Raw genomic sequence first — 15,054 nt, 5'->3', positions numbered from 1 at the left:
GACCTGCGTGCGCCTTGTCAAAGGGGAAAACACCGTTTTTGTTCGTTTGCCGAGAATTTCAGCAAACCGATGATTTAATAGCAAATTTGCTTTCAAATTGCACAGCAAATCGCGCCGCCCGCAGGCGGCGCGCAGGATCAGAACAGAACGGAGTAGTTCAGGCCAAACGTACGTCCACGGCCTTTATAAGTATAAAGACCCGGTGAGCCATAGGTTGGGCTATACAGCCCCGGTGCGCGCTGGCCCCAGGCGGTGGTGTAGTCTTTGTCCAGCAGGTTTTCCACGCTGAAGCTGACTTTGCCCACCGGCAGGGCGTAGCTGCCCAGGAAATCAACGGTATTATAGCCATCAATCTTCTTACCGTCGGCGTCAGACACGTCGAAGGTTTGTGTGCTCTGCACGCGCAGGGCCCAGTCGCCCGGCGCCCAGTTAACCCATGCGCTGGCTTTAGACGGGCTGGCGCTGTCGACCGTCAGCTTCTCCCATTTCCCGTTTTCACGCGTTTCGGACTTGATGGCGTTAAAGTTCGCCCCGGTGCTCCAGTCGCTGTCGGTGAAGAAATAGTCCACCTGGCCTTCAACCCCATAGATACGACGTTTATCGTCCTCCAGGTTGATGGTCATGTCGCTCTTGTTGATGGTGATGGTTTTATCCGAGAGCGAGTAGTAGGCCGCCACCTGGGTACGCAGGTTATCGCCGGTGAAGCGCCAGCCCAGCTCGTAAGCATTGACCTTAATACCGTCCAGCGTTGAGTCGTTCACGTTGACGCTGTTTTGCAGGCGATAGTGACCATCGACCAGCTGATAGGTGCCGGAGCCGTAGTACTTCGCCAGGTCCGGGATCTCGAAGCCCTGGGAGAAGTTAAACCACAGCTGCTGCTGTTCGGTAAGACGTCCAAGGATCCCGGCGTTAAACAGGAAGTTGTTGTAGTCGGTTTTCCCGCCCGGCACCGCGTCAGCGGAGGTCGCTTTGCCCGTGGCGATTGCCTGCTGCTGGGCGTAGCCGACAAAATCGTCCACCTTGTTTTCGGTGTACTGGTAACGCACGCCGCCGCTCAGGGTGATGGCGTCAATGTCATAGCTGGCTTGCAGGAACGGCGCGAGGTTGGTAATGCTGTAACCCGGATAACGGCCCACGTTGTAGGCATTGTCCAGCTCCATGCCGCCGCTCGCCGCCGCTTTGCTCAAGTCAAAGAACTGCTGGTTGGCATCGAACGTTTCATGATCGGCGTCCACACCCCAGGTGAGGGTCAGGTCGTCCATCGGCTTGCTGTTCAGCGTCAGCTTGCCGCCGTAAAAATCGGTTTTCTGCTGGGACGCGCCAATGCTGGTCACCGCGCCTTTGCTCAGCGTCGGGAACGGGTAGTAGGTCAGGCTCTCGTCACGGTAGTAAATCTGCGCAACCAGATCCTGACCCCAGAAATCGGTGTTCGAGTATTGCAGGTTGATCAGGTGACGCTCTGTGCCCGGGATACGGTCAGAGTTCAGGTTATCTTTATTATAGGCTTTGGCATCGCCCGTGACCGCAGCGAAATTCTCCCCAAGGAACAGGCCGTGCTTGCCGTCGGATTCGCTCTTGTAGTACTGCGTGGTTAACTGGAGCTGCTGATGATCGTCGATGTTGATGGTGCCTGTCCCCATCACGTCGATACGGTCGGAATACTGCAAGCCGGTCTGGGTGTTATCGATAATCACCTCGTCGCCGTTGCCGTCATACCAGCCGCCGTAGCGCTGATAGGAGACCGACAGACGGCCAGAGGCGTTGTCATTGCCGCCGCTCACGGCTGCGGAGACGTTCTCATCATGGTCGTTATGGCTGTTAAACCCGCTTTTTGCTCCGGTCTGGAACTCCACCTCGGTCTCCGGCTGGCCTTTTTTGGTGACGATGTTCACCAGACCGCCGGTACTGCCGCCGCCGTACAGCGAGGTGGCGCCGGAGATCACTTCGATGCGGTCAATGTTGAACGGATCGATAGAGTCGAGCTGACGGCTGTCGCTGCGGGAAGAGTTCAGACGTACGCCGTCCACCATCACCATCATGGAGCGACCGCGCAGGTTCATGCCGTAGTTGGTACGTCCCTGGCTGCTGACGTCCATGCCGGGGATCAGCTGGGCCAGCACGTCTTTAATCTCTTTCCCGCCCTGAACCTGCTGCTCAATTTCCGCCCGCTCAATAACCCAGGTGGTTTGCGCCATCTCTGCCACGCTGCGATGTGCCCGGCTGGCGGAGACCACAATATCTTCTTCCTTTTGTTCTTCCGCCCACGCAGAGGTAGAAAGCATGGCAAGCAAGCACGGATTTAAAACCCAAAGATGAGAACGTTTCATTGTTATGTTGATCCTGAATGTGTGTGTCAGTACTCGGTGGTCTTCATTAATGATTTAAAAACCTGGCTGCTCTCCGGGCTGGTGGTGCTCCGCCAGTGGATCACGCCGGGGGTGGTTGCCAGCTCAAACGGCTCGTCATCGTGAGCGCGATTCAAAATTCGCGCCGCGCGCCAGGCCATCAGGCTGAGCTGGGGTTCGGCAATACCGAGACGGTGCATCCCGGCATTGACGGCAAACAGGCGGTTGCTCTGCGGGCCGTCCCATTCAAGGGTGAAATCGTTGTTGATGCAGAAGGCTTCATTCTCATCCAGACGCAGTCGGGAAGAGAGCGGGGCGAGAAACGCGGGCTGCACGGCGCGGTAGCCGGTGGCGAAAATCACCACGTCGCTCTCCAGCTGTTCGCGCCCGCCGTCCAGGTGATGCTGGATGCTGAGGCGATGTCCGGTTTCCTGGCGCGTCAGCGCCGTCACCGAGCGGGACGGCATCAGGTGCGCCCAGGGTTTTTCGCGTAGCACTTCGAAGCGGTGATACATGGCGCGATAGATGGCCAGCAGCGACTCCGTGGTGATCCCGTCGGAGGTCATCTTCTGCTCCTGCAACATCTGACGTCGGGCGTCGTCACCAAGGGTCGAGAAGCTGTCCACGTACTCCGGCGTGAAATATTCGTTAGCAAACGCGGCTTCATCCAGCGCGTTGTAGTTGTTGCGGCGCGACACCCAGTTGAGGCTCAGCGGCTGCCCCCATTCCCCACGGAAGATATTTAAAAACAGATCCGCACCGCTCTGGCCGCCGCCGACGACGGTGACGCGCTTGCCCGCTAAATCCGGCGTGCGCAGCATCATTTCGCTGGCGTGGAAGCAGGTGTCGTCCTGCGCGGTGACGCAGTCTGGGAGATTGATCTGCTTCCCAATCCCCACGCAGACGTGGCGCGCCAGGAAGCGATCCCGCTGGGTCACGACCTCAAACAGGCCGTTTTGCTCATCAAAGCTGACCTGCTGTACCTGCTGGCTGAAGGCCAGGTTAGTGAGGTTATCCGCCGCCCAGCACAGGTAGTCGGCAAACTCCTCGCGCGACACGGTGCGCTGCTCGGTGGTGAGGAAACGGTAGAACTTTTTGCGCTGTACCAGATAGTTCAGGAAGCTGTGGCGGTTGGTAGGCTCCACGGCGCTGACCAGATCCTTCAGGAAGCTGGTCTGCATATGGCAGTCCGGCACCATCATCCCCGGGTGCCAGGAGAAGTGCGGCTTGCGTTCAAGAAACAGCGAGCTAAAACCGTCCAGCCCCTCTGCCAGCGCGGCAATACTGAGGTTGAACGGACCGATACCAATGCCGATGAAATCATAGGTTTTCATTGCGCTGACTCCTGGGAGACCAGAAAAAGAGGGTTATCAAGATCGCAGACGTAGTTCGGCAGCATGCGGCTGCCGCCGTCGTGTTCAGAGAAGGTCAGTTTGACCGGGTTGAGGATCACGCGAATAATCTGCGGCTTAAACAGGTCGAACTTCGCGAAGCGCGCCGTAAGATCCGGATGGGCGGCCATATAGCGACGTAACACCAGCGCCAGGATCTGATAGAAGCGGGTTTCGCTCACGCCGCATTGCAGGGTGAGGGGGGATATAAAGCGCAGTACCGTGACAAAGTTGCCGGTTTGCAGGTCGTGGATGATGTAATCCGCGCTGAGGCGCGCCGTCACCGCTTTTACCTGCTCCGGCAGGCTCTGCGCCTGCGGGAAATCTTCATCCACCAGGCGCATGTCGCCCTGGAAATCCTTCAGCAAAATGCGCTGCGGAACGTAATCTTTCATCACCAGCGTGACGTTCTGGCCGTGGGCGATGAGCGCCACCCCGTAGCGGCAGAGCAGGTGGTAGAAGGGGATCACCGTCGCCTCAAACAGCTTTTCCAGCCATGCGTCAGCGGTTAACCCCGAGCGTTTGATCCACGCGTCAATCAGCGGGCGCCCCTGGTTATCGGTTTCCATCAGCGCCGCCATCAGCACCGCCTGTTCGCCATCCTGTAAATAGCAGGATGGGTTCTCGCGCCAGATCACCCCCAGCATCTCCTGATAGCGGTACGGCGCCTCAGGCAATGCGGCATAACCCGGATGCGACAGATATCCGGCTGCGGGTTCGCCAAGCACCTGCGCCCCGGAGTGAATCAGCGTGGCATCGCTGGCGAACTGCTGCTGTAGCCAGCGCGAGGCCAGCGGACCGGCGGCGATATACTTGCCCGGAATACCGCGATAGCAGGAGGTGTTGTAGATAGTCAGCGGCAGCTTGATGTCATACGGCGCGCGACGGCTGGCGTTGGTCAGCGTGCGCAGGGACTGCTGCGCCAGATACTCATCGCCGAACTCACCCAGCTCTACCATCTCACCGCGCGCGAGCTGCGCCAGGAAATGAATGGCAATTTTTTGCTGCCACTGCCACGGGTGCAGCGGCACCGGCAGCCAGCTGTCGTCCAGATCCAGCTCCTGCCAGCGGGCGTCGAACCGCTCGCGCTCGGCATCGTCCATGGCGCTGGAGAGCAGGGCGTTAATATCGCAATCGGCGTCGCTGCTCCAGACCAGACGCTCGCGCTGCACGGCGACCCAGTGCAGGCGGAAACGCCCGCGATATTCCGGCGCGTACAGGCGCAGGGCATCCAGCCCCCAGCCGCGGCGTCCCTTGTTGAAAATAAACTTCGGGTGACCGCGCATCAGGCACTGTAGTTCGTCCGGGTCGAGGTGGATCAGCGCATCGGCATCCAGCGTTTCACGCGCCTGCAACAGCTGCATGTCACCCCGCAGCGTGGCGTAGAGATCTTCCATGTGCTCCGCCGTTTGCGCGTCGCTCATCTCCAGCACGGTGGCCAGTTGCAGCAGCGCGTTTTCCGCTTCGACCGCCGCGCCGCTGGTGGTGGTCAGGGTATCAGGGTCAATATGCAGCCAGCCCCATATCCCACGCGTGGCGCGAAACTGCCAGCACGCGTTGCCCATACTGATGCGCCAGTTGTCCGCCGAAACCGGCTCGGCGCGCAGGGTGCGTTCATATTCCAGTTCGGCGAGGATCTTCGCCACCATCTCGCGGTTCACTTTCTGCCAGAGTGCGTTCACAGTTCCACCTCGTGGAAGAAGCGGTGACGCTCGCTCATGATCAGACGGGAGCGTTTGTGCGGGAAGTCGAACTCTTTCACCGTGTCGAAACCGGCGGACGCCAGATGGCGGAACAGACGCTGGTTGTCGAAGCGCGGCTCGGCGACAATGCGCGTGGTGCGCGGTTCATCGAGATACAGATAGTGGCTCAGGCCGCGCAGCCAGCTGCGGATGTATTGCGCGCCGCGCCAGTTTTCTTCACCCACCAGCATGTGCAGCCCGCGGTCAAACGGCTGCCAGCGGTAGTGGCGGCCAATGCGATCTTCTGCCGCCCAGTAGAGTTCAAAATAGCCGAACGGCTGGTCATCGAAGCAGCCGATAACCGGGTAACAATAGGTCGAGTCGAGCTGGCGGCGCAGGTAGTTTTCCTGCTCGGCCTGCGGTCCCGCCATCTCCCAGAAGGCATTTACGCGCGGGTTATTCATCCAGCGGGTAAAGCGCTCGCCGTCCAGCGCCACGTCCGCCACGCGGAAGCTCAGGGTGCGCTTAATCTGCGGATCGTAACGGCGGTAAACCTCGCTCTGCGGGCGGTGAGGGCGCAGCGGGAAGTACAGCTGACGGCTTTCGTCAAACTGCGTTCCGCCGCTCGCCTGCGGACGTTCGCCTTTCAGCCACAGCGGCAGCTGCCAGAAAATTTCACGCGCCAGATAATCCCCATGAACGAGGCTAAACAGCGCCTGCGCCTGAGGTTCATCCTGCCAGGCTGCCCACGGCAGGGTAATGCCGGTCAGGGCGGGCGCGGCAACAAACAGCTGGTCGAGGGCGTCCACCAGCCAGCCGTCCGGGAGCCCGGTCAGCCGCTCCAGCACCGCGCTGCCGTCGAGACCCAGCGTCAGCGGCAGGTTTTGTTCCGTGACCGTGCAGCGAAAGCCGTAGCCGGAATGGACGATATTCGCGTTTGCCATCACGCCTTCTCCTTATAAAACGGGTTGCTAAAGTCGAAATAGATCACCGCCGGATCGACGATGGTGTTTTCGTTGCGATCGTGCAGGTAGCAGAAAAAGTTGCCTTTGCAGTTCCAGGTCGGGCTGTTGAGCACATAATCGAGGCAGCGGGTCTGCTTCGCCGTGGTGCGCAGTTCGGCCAGCGCGTCACGCACGCGGGACATCAGGTTCTCTTCGCTGTCGAAGCCGGCGGCGGCGAGCGCGGCGGTGACGGCAAGGGTAGAGTTCAGCAGCAGGTAATAAGGGAAGTAGCGCAGCAGCTGGCTCTCACCGAAGCGGTTTTCCACCTCGGTTTCACCTGCCTCTTTCAGCCACGCGTCGGCCCCTTCGGTCCAGGCGCTGCCCTGGCAGTCGCGGTAGATCAGCCCAACGGGGAAATCCTGCTGCATCTCAACGAGGATATTTTGCTGGTGCGCCAGCAGGACCAGACCGTAGTCCGCCTCGGCGCTGAACAGCGGAAGCAATACCCGGTCGCAGTAAGCGTCCAGCCAGCAGCGCGCGGCCTGGGCGAGCGGGAGATCCAGACGCTGGCTCAGACGACGCACCGCCGCGGCGAGCAGGCTGTCGCCGCCGTCCGGCGCGGCCTGGGTCAGGCTCACCAGCACGTTGGTTTGCGTTTCAGGGGTATCGAACAGCAGGTTGACGCGCAGGGCCATCAGGCTCTCTTCCTGGACGACGCCGTGCTCATCGCACAGCCCCGCCCAGCCGTCCTCCTGCATCACGCGCATGGTCGGGTAGCGCGCCTGAAGTTCCTGCCAGCGTGCCGTTTTCGCCAGCCGCGCCAGGCGCATGCCGCGCTTAACCTCTTTCACCGACAGCGTGCGCACGGAGTTGGTCAGCCGCACGCTCAGGGAAAACTTAATCATGTCGCTGTTGGTTTCGCTGTACAGCGAGCGGGAAGAGCTGGTGGGCAGCCATTGCGCACCGGCTTCGCCCAGATCGCGCAGGGCGCCTTTTTCTACCAGACGCTGGCACCAGTCCTGCTCCAGCAGATAGTCGGCCTGCCACGGGTGCATCGGCAGCAGCCAGCAGGTGTCGGTGAAGTGACCGAGAAGGGCCGGCGCGCTCTGCGCTGCAAAGCGCAGCAGACGTTCCCGCAGGGAGACATTCAGGCTGTCGCCAGTAATCAGCTCATGCTCAACCGCAAACCAGCGCAGCGGGAAGCGGGAGGCGAAATCCGGCAGATAGCGACGCGCCTCGACCTCGTTAAACGGCTCGTGCGACTTTGGGGCAGGATGAAAAGCATGGCCGACCAGCAGCGCCTGTTCCGCTTCGGCAAACGTCAGCGGCTTATCGCGCAGGTTTGCCCAGTTGTGGCGTAAATCAATGGCCTGCCAGGTGTGCGTATGGCTTTCCAGGACGCGCTGCTTAAAGCGAGCCAGCGTATCAGCATCCAGATCGCCTTTTACCGTCTCTTTTTGAAGAATGAAATCAATCAGTTGATGAAATGTGACCGTGTCACCGCCGTCGCTGTCGGCCTGAATCAGCGTTGCCGGAAAACGATACTGGTGATGCTGCGTGGGGGAGAAATAGCGTACCGGAACCCGAATGGCCTGGGTTGGGGAGAGCGGGATATGAATCTGTGATAACTCATCCGCACGGGTTGCGGGAAGATAGTGCCAGTCCTTCGTTTCGCGCAGCAGCGCGTTCAAAAAACACTGGGCCGCAACATCTGTACCGGCGGAGCGGGGCAGAGTACGCATAGTTGTACCTCATTCCATGACTGATAATAATTCTCGTTATGATATTCATTCTGTTTACAGTGGCAACTATTTTTGCAATATTTGTTTTCATAAACTTCATAATTTCCACACATTTATTGACATTATCTTCACAATTTTATGCGCACCCGTACTGAGAATCTCACTGACGTTGTGACCCCTAAAGCTAACTGGCCCCTGGCACTGGGCGCCGGTTTATTAGGTATTGGGCAAAACGGTTTGCTGGTTATGCTGCCGCAGCTGGTCTCCCTGACCGGACTGTCGCTCTCCGTCTGGGCCGGGCTGCTGATGTTCGGCTCGATGCTCTTTTTACCCGCATCGCCCTGGTGGGGACGCCAGAGCGAGCGGCACGGCTGTAAGATCGTTATGCTGGCCTCGCTGGGAGGCTATCTGGCGAGCTTTGTCGTGATGGCGCTGGTGGTCTGGGCGATGGCGAACGGCGCGCTGAATGCTCTCTGGGGAATGGCAGGCCTGGTGCTGTCGCGCATGCTGTACGGCCTGACGGTATCAGGGCTGGTGCCTGCGGCCCAGACGTGGGCCATTCAACGCGCGGGGCTGGATAAAAGGATGGCGGCGCTGGCGACGATAAGCTCTGGCCTTAGCTGCGGGCGTCTGCTGGGACCGCCCCTGGCCGCGCTGATGCTCATCGTCAGCCCGGTCGCACCGCTCTGGCTGATGGCGCTGGCGCCGTTTATCGCGCTGCTGCTGGTGCTGCGCGAAGCCGCCGATCCCCCGCTGCCGCCGGTGGCGCACCAGTCGACGCGGTTACAGGCCTCCATGCTGCCTTTCCTGGTGCTGGCACTGCTGCTGGCGGCGCTGGTCAGCCTGATGCAGCTTGGTTTATCGCCGCATCTTCACCCGTTATTTAATGGCGATGCCGTGCAAATCAGCCATCATGTCGCGCTGCTGCTGAGCCTGGCCGCGCTGGCGACCCTGGCGGCGCAGTTTCTGGTGGTACGCCCGCAGCATTTTACCCCGAGAGTTTTACTCTTAATTGCCGCGGTCTTGATGGTGGCGGGTCTTGGGCTGATGTGTCTCGCCAGTTTAGCCCTGTTCTACGTGGGAATTGTCATCACTTCGCTGGGGGCCGCCATGGCAACGCCGGGATACCAGCTTTTGCTCAACGATCGGCTGACGACGGGCAAAGGCGCAGGGGTGATCGCCACCAGCCATACGCTGGGGTACGGGGCCAGCGCGCTGCTGGTACCCGTGGTGACGCGCTTTTACGGCGAGCAGTTTTTGATTACTGCCGCATGGGGAATGGCGCTGCTGTTTCTCGCGGTGAGCGTGTGGGTACGATCGACCGATCGTACCTCTGCTGAACATTAGTGGAACGGATGAGAGGATGTGCTGGCTGCGTCCTCACTTTGCCGCAGACGCTGAAGCGGATCCTGCTGATAAAACTGGCAAAAACGCTGCCACAGCGCCGGGAAGCGCGGAGCGAAAAGCTCAGGTGCGCTAAAGAAATACTCGGACAGTACCGCAAAACACTCGGCGGGATCGGTCGCGGCATAGGCATCAATGCTGGCCGCGCTTTCACCCACCAGGTCTATCTCATCCTGAATGTTTTCCATCGCCGCGTGCAGGTCGTGCTCCCATCCCGCGACTTCACGCAGCGGGATCAGCGGCACGCCGCTGGCGCGATCGCCGTTGCGGGTATCCAGCTTATGCGCCACTTCGTGAATGATCAGGTTGAAGCCCGAGGCATCGAACGAGTCCTGAATATCCAGCCAGTTGAGGATGATTGGCCCTTGCTGCCAGCTTTGCCCGGACTGCACCATACGCTGGTTGTGCACCAGCCCGATGTCATCCTCCCACTCATCATCGACGATAAACGGCGCCGGGTAGATCAGCACTTCGTGGAAGCCATCCAGCCATTCGATACCCAGCTCCAGCACCGGCAAGCAGAAGAGCAGGGCGATGCGGGAATTTTTAAGCGGATCCAGTTCGAAGCCCTGTAGCGGTACCAGCCGTTTTTGCTGTAAAAAACGCTCGGCCAGCTGAATCAGCTTTGATTGCTCTTCAGGCAAGAGATTCGCCAGCACGGGGATCGCCAGAGCCTCATCCCAGGGCAGCGCCATATTTCGACCAGCGTCGTTCGTTTTCCAGGGCCACTTAATCATCGCTTTGCTCGTTACTCGCACGTGAACAAAATGGAAAGGTCAGGGGCTGTTAGCATGCCAACATACTCTGTTAAGCAGTATGACACTCCTCTTCGGCTGCATGCAGACTGGCAGCCTGTTTAAGAGGAATCCAGCCCGCATAAACTATCACTATGTGCCGTCAGGTTGATAGCGCTTTAGGGGTATCCCCTTCATTTTGTGAAGTATGTCGTGCGCGACTATGATAAATCTCTTCTTACCCTACCGTGCTTAAGGATCCCGTCAGTATGCCCGTCAATTTTGACCTCAACGATCTCTATGCCTTCCGCGCTTTACTGGAATATGGCAATTTCCGTCTTGCGGCGGAGTCTATCTGCCTTTCCCAGTCGGCGTTGAGTCGAAGAATTGAAAAGCTCGAGGCGGCACTGGGGACAAAACTGTTCGACAGAACCACCCGGCGCGTCACGCTGACCCTGTATGGACAGACCTTTGCCGACCGATGCGGACAGCTGCTTGCTGATGTGGAGTCCATGCTTTCGGATATAGATAAGGCCAGCGAGGAGCGTACGGGGCTAATCACCGTGGCGACGGTGCCGTCCGCCGCCTGTTACTTTATGCCCGATGTTATCCGCCGCTTTCAGTCCCGTTACCCCCGCGTGCGCATAAAACTGATCGACAGCAGCGCCGGAAATGTTATCGAGGCCGTCACCCGCGGACAGGCGGATTTTGGTATCTGCTTTGCCCGGAGTTTGCAGCCCGACATCGAGTTTGTCCCGCTGGTGGAGGATGTCTACGTGGCTGCCTGCCGGCGCGACAGCCCGCTTGCAAAAAGAAAAAGCCTGACGTGGCAGGCTTTTTATCAGCAGGATTATATCGGTCTGGATAAGACCTCCGGCAACCGCAATCTTCTCGACCAGCGGGTCGGGCATATTCGGCCTGAGCGCCCCAGCATCTGCGAAACGCGGCACGTGACGACCATGCTGGGGATGGTTGAAGCCGGGATCGGCATTGCGGCCGTTCCCGCCATGTCAATGCCCCGCGCAGAGCATTCGCTGCTGACGTCGGTACCTTTAACCGAGCCTGAGGTCAGGCGAACCGTGGGGCTGATCCGCCGCCGCGGGCGGATCCAGTCCTAAATTGCTGCCGAACTCGAAACGCTGATTACCGAGCAGTATCGCGAGGTGCACTGACGGGCGTTAAGCCCGTTGCCGTAATGACGCTGGCGGCCTGTGGCGAAGAGAGAAAGGCCAGCAGCGCTTTTCCCTGTTCGGGATGGTCAGCCTTCTGCGTTACGGCTCCGGCGAAACGGGTAATGTACTGCATGTCGTCAGGCAACTTACCCACAAACGTCACCCCCGGGACCGGCAGAAGCTCGCTCACCTGCTGAAAGCCGAGATCGTATTTCCCTTTTGCCACTTCAGACGCCACCGGGATGCGCTCAACCCGGTGCGCTTTATCGTGGACCTGGCCGTCGATGCCCAGCTTACGGAACAGCTGGCTCTCTACATACCGGCCGCTGGCGCTGTCGGAATAAGCTATGGAATGCGCCTTCAGCAGCGTTTGCCGCAGGGCAGGCACCGTACTGATATCCGGCACCGGCGCGCCCGCTTTGACGACCATCCCGACGGGCGAATCCGCCAGCTCCACGCGAGAGCCCGCCGCCGTCCTGCGATCCTGTTCCAGTTTCGCCAGCGCATCGCCCACCATAATCACCACGTCCGCTTTTTCGCCCCGGGCGAGCCGGGCCGGAATGGCCTGCGGCGTTTTGCCCATCGACGGGCCGGGGATCACAATGAGTCTGTCACCGCTTTGCGCTTCGTACTGCGGCGTCAGCTTCTCCAGCGCCGCTTTGAAGCCGCCAGAAATCATCACCGTCACATCCTGCGCAAGCGCGCCCGCGCTGAGGGTGGCGAAGGTCAGGGCGGCAATCACCGTTCTGAATGTAAGCATGAGGGATCACTCCTTAACGGCAGTTTGCAGGATTAACGTGCGACGACGATAGAGATAAAGCGTTGCCAGCAGGGCGCAAACGGCGGCAAAGCTCATCCAGTAGCCCGGAGAGGCTTTGTCGCCGGTGTACTCAATTAAGGCAGTCGAAATCACTGGCGTGAAACCGCCAAAGACCGCCGTTGCCAGGCTGTAAGCCAGTGAGAAGCCCGCCACGCGCACCTCTGCTGGCATGATCTCCGTCAGGGCCGGGATCATCGCGCCGTTATACAGGCCGTAGAGGAAAGAGAGCCACAGCAGCACAGTCAGCATCATTGAGAAGCTCGGGGCTGCGGCCAGCATCGTCAGTGCCGGATAGCTGGTCGCCAGCGCCAGCAGCGTCATGGCGATCAGCACCGGTTTACGCCCGAAGCGATCCGACAGCGCGCCGCCCAACGGAAGCCAGATGAAGTTGGACACCGCCACCAGCAGCGTGACCAGAAGACTGTCCGACGCGCTAAGCATCAGGACTTTTTTACCGAAGGTCGGCGCGTAAACGGTGATCAGGTAAAACGCGGTGGTGGTCATCGCCACCATCAGCATGCCCGCGACGACTACCGGCCAGTTGGCGAGCAGCGTTGTGAAGACCTGACGCATTGCCAGATGGTGGCGACGGGCGCTGAATTCCTCGGTCTCTTCGAGCTTGCGGCGCAGGAAAAAGATAAACGGCACAATCAGACAGCCAAACAGGAACGGAATACGCCATCCCCATTCGCGAATGGCACTCTCTTCCAGCACCACATTCAGGGCGAAGCCCATCGCCGCCGCGATCATAATGGCGACCTGCTGGCTACCCGACTGCCAGCTGGTGTAGAAACCCTTGCGGCCCGGCGTGGCGATCTCCGCCAGATAAACCGAAACCCCGCCCAGCTCGGCGCCTGCCGAAAAACCCTGCAACAGGCGGCCGGTCAGCACCAGCAGCGGCGCCCACAGGCCAATGCTCTGGTAAGAAGGGATCAGCACGATCAGGAAGGTTCCGGCGGCCATAATTGACAGGGTGACGATCAGCCCTTTACGGCGACCCACTTTATCAATGTAAGCCCCCAGCACAATGGCCCCGATCGGACGCATCAGGAAGCCCGCGCCAAAGACGGCGAAGGTCATCATCAGGGACGCAAATTCACTGCTTGCCGGAAAAAAAGTATGGGCGATGTAGGTGGCATAAAAGCCGAACAGAAAGAAGTCGAATTGCTCAAGAAAGTTGCCCGACGTGACGCGGAAAATCGCGCCCGCTTTGGCACGAAGCGTTGCAGGTGAGGTTGAGGAAACCATGATTATCTCCAGTTTTATAGTGACGTTATGCTCGTCTGTTTCTGAAAACTGGATCAGGAAGTGGAAATTAATAAGCGCAAATAGCGCATGGACTGATGCGTGTGGTGCATTAATGACAAAGCGTTGACCAGTATTTACATATTCAACAATAACTTAACATTTCGGTGATCTTTTATTTACTCGATTTCGCTAAGTTGCTGATATATCGGTTTTGTGACATCGCGCAGGTGAGAAGCCAGGCGGGGCCTGGCTTGGGATTATCAGCGCAGCGCGTTCGCAATCGCGCTAAACATCAGCGACGCTTCCAGCGGCTGGGCGCTGAATGACGGCTCTGCCTGCGGCCAGGTGGACCACTGGACGATAACCAGATTTTCTTTCTGATTAACCATGATCATCTGACCAAATATACCCAGCGCCCACAGGGAATCCTTCAGCGAATTTTCGACTTTCGGCTCCACGTGGGTGGCGGTGGCTGGTACTTCGTTGTTCCACCACTGGTAGCCGTATAACCCCTTCGGATGCGCGTCGGACACCGATCCTTTGGCCTGTGTCCAGGCTGAGGACTGTTTCACCCAGCCCTCGGGGAGGATCTGCTTCCCGTCCGGCAGCGTACCGTTATGCAGGATAAACTCCCCGAAACGCCCCCAGTCTTCCAGCGTGGCGTTGAACCCATGCGCACCCACGTCGTGCTGGCCTTTGCTGTAGGCATGCCACACGCCGTCGCTCGCCATGCCGTACGGCTGCCAGATGGTCTTCTCCAGATACGCCGCGAGCGTCATGCCGGTGGCGCGCTCAAGCACATCGCCTAACAGCCAGGCGCCACCCGAGGAATAGGACCAGTTTTCGCCCGCCGGGTGTTCACGGTGTAACCCCTTCACCAGGGTGCGCACGCAGTTGTAGGTGCCCGGCTTCGCTTCGCATTCGGTAAGCCGGGCGAAGTCAGATTGCGGGTTGGTGTAATCTTCGTTCCACGCCACGCCAGAGGTGTGGGTGATGAGCTGTTTTAGCGTTACGCCCTCCCAGGCGGTGCCTTTTAAGTCAGGTTCGTATTGGGTGACAAGGTCGTCCAGGGAGTGGATTTTCCCTTCTTTAATTGCAGCACCCACCAGCGCGGAGACCACCGATTTGCCCACGGAACGCGACGTCCAGAGCGTTGAGTCGGTATTGCCTTCACCCAGGTATTTATAGGCCACTTTGCCGTTTTTCAGCACCAGCATGCCGCTGACGTTCTGGCGTTTCAGGTAATCCTGAAGAGTGTAACTCTTACCCTTCACCTGATAGCGGGCATCGGTGAGCGGTTTTTCTGCGGGCAGCAGCGGCGTAGCGTTGCCGTGGCGGAACACATCCCCTGCGTAGTTGCGGTAGTCATTGCGAAAGCCCACCACGCGATCGGCCTGGCTCCAGGTGAGCATGGTATGCGCGTCCGGGAGTCTGGCATCGAAAGGCGCCGGACAGGTGGTGAGGTCGGTACCGTTGCAGGCCGCCATAACGGCGGGCGAGAGCAGGCTGCTGACAACCAGCGCCGCGAGCAGCGTGCGGTTTGTTTTGATTTTCATATTTATCTCGTTTGGC

11 protein-coding genes are annotated in these 15,054 nt (G+C 59.3%); 2 read left to right on the top strand and 9 right to left on the bottom strand.

Translation table 11 applies throughout. The features are described from left to right. Window positions 1–137 precede the first annotated feature (137 nt). Genes ACJTMZ_RS04135 through ACJTMZ_RS04115 form a run of 5 tightly spaced genes read right to left on the bottom strand, consistent with a single transcriptional unit; the run spans window position 138 to window position 8,104 of the window. On the bottom strand, window positions 138–2,327 hold the full coding sequence (locus ACJTMZ_RS04135) for a TonB-dependent siderophore receptor (RefSeq protein ID WP_032654151.1): 2,190 nt from the start codon (window positions 2,325–2,327) through the stop codon (window positions 138–140). A gap of 26 nt (window positions 2,328–2,353) precedes the next feature. Further along, entirely contained in the window at window positions 2,354–3,679 is a 1,326-nt protein-coding gene (locus tag ACJTMZ_RS04130; RefSeq protein ID WP_017383315.1) for a lysine N(6)-hydroxylase/L-ornithine N(5)-oxygenase family protein, read from the bottom strand. Next, entirely contained in the window at window positions 3,676–5,418 is a 1,743-nt protein-coding gene (gene iucC / locus ACJTMZ_RS04125) for an IucA/IucC family siderophore biosynthesis protein (protein ID WP_017383316.1), read from the bottom strand. Before iucC ends, ACJTMZ_RS04130 begins: the two co-directional genes overlap by 4 nt. Further along, on the bottom strand, window positions 5,415–6,362 hold the full coding sequence (locus ACJTMZ_RS04120; RefSeq protein WP_047733846.1) for a GNAT family N-acetyltransferase: 948 nt from the start codon (window positions 6,360–6,362) through the stop codon (window positions 5,415–5,417). The genes iucC and ACJTMZ_RS04120 overlap by 4 nt, the downstream gene beginning before the upstream one ends. Beyond that, window positions 6,362–8,104: an IucA/IucC family siderophore biosynthesis protein gene (locus ACJTMZ_RS04115; RefSeq protein WP_047733843.1), complete on the bottom strand. Its 1,743-nt coding sequence runs from the start codon at window positions 8,102–8,104 to the stop codon at window positions 6,362–6,364. The genes ACJTMZ_RS04120 and ACJTMZ_RS04115 overlap by 1 nt, the downstream gene beginning before the upstream one ends. Window positions 8,105–8,242: 138 nt before the next feature. Here ACJTMZ_RS04115 and ACJTMZ_RS04110 point away from each other — a divergent pair, with 138 nt between their 5' ends. Then, entirely contained in the window at window positions 8,243–9,451 is a 1,209-nt protein-coding gene (locus ACJTMZ_RS04110; protein ID WP_252010683.1) for an MFS transporter, read from the top strand. On the opposite strand, the gene mtfA is transcribed toward ACJTMZ_RS04110, so the two are convergent. Next, window positions 9,448–10,245 (bottom strand): DgsA anti-repressor MtfA, encoded by a 798-nt coding sequence (gene mtfA, locus ACJTMZ_RS04105; protein WP_003859539.1) that lies wholly within the window; start codon window positions 10,243–10,245, stop codon window positions 9,448–9,450. The genes ACJTMZ_RS04110 and mtfA overlap by 4 nt on opposite strands. A 266-nt stretch (window positions 10,246–10,511) precedes the next feature. On the opposite strand from mtfA, the gene ACJTMZ_RS04100 reads away from it, so the two are divergent. Beyond that, entirely contained in the window at window positions 10,512–11,360 is an 849-nt protein-coding gene (locus ACJTMZ_RS04100) for a LysR substrate-binding domain-containing protein (protein WP_252010682.1), read from the top strand. A gap of 25 nt (window positions 11,361–11,385) precedes the next feature. On the opposite strand, the gene ACJTMZ_RS04095 is transcribed toward ACJTMZ_RS04100, so the two are convergent. From ACJTMZ_RS04095 to ACJTMZ_RS04085, 3 genes are all read right to left on the bottom strand, one after another. Then, window positions 11,386–12,174 (bottom strand): substrate-binding domain-containing protein, encoded by a 789-nt coding sequence (locus tag ACJTMZ_RS04095; protein WP_045906573.1) that lies wholly within the window; start codon window positions 12,172–12,174, stop codon window positions 11,386–11,388. A 6-nt stretch (window positions 12,175–12,180) separates the two neighbouring features. After that, window positions 12,181–13,482 carry an MFS transporter gene (locus tag ACJTMZ_RS04090; protein WP_408626871.1) on the bottom strand — a complete coding sequence of 434 codons (1,302 nt, stop codon included), beginning with the start codon at window positions 13,480–13,482 and terminating at the stop codon, window positions 12,181–12,183. 260 nt (window positions 13,483–13,742) lie between these two features. Beyond that, window positions 13,743–15,038: a serine hydrolase gene (locus ACJTMZ_RS04085; RefSeq protein WP_032654133.1), complete on the bottom strand. Its 1,296-nt coding sequence runs from the start codon at window positions 15,036–15,038 to the stop codon at window positions 13,743–13,745. Window positions 15,039–15,054: the final 16 nt, after the last annotated feature.

The organism is Enterobacter sp. DN (assembly GCF_046054285.1).
GTDB lineage: Bacteria > Pseudomonadota > Gammaproteobacteria > Enterobacterales > Enterobacteriaceae > Enterobacter > Enterobacter hormaechei_C.
This window is presented reverse-complemented; position numbering and strand designations above follow the sequence as displayed.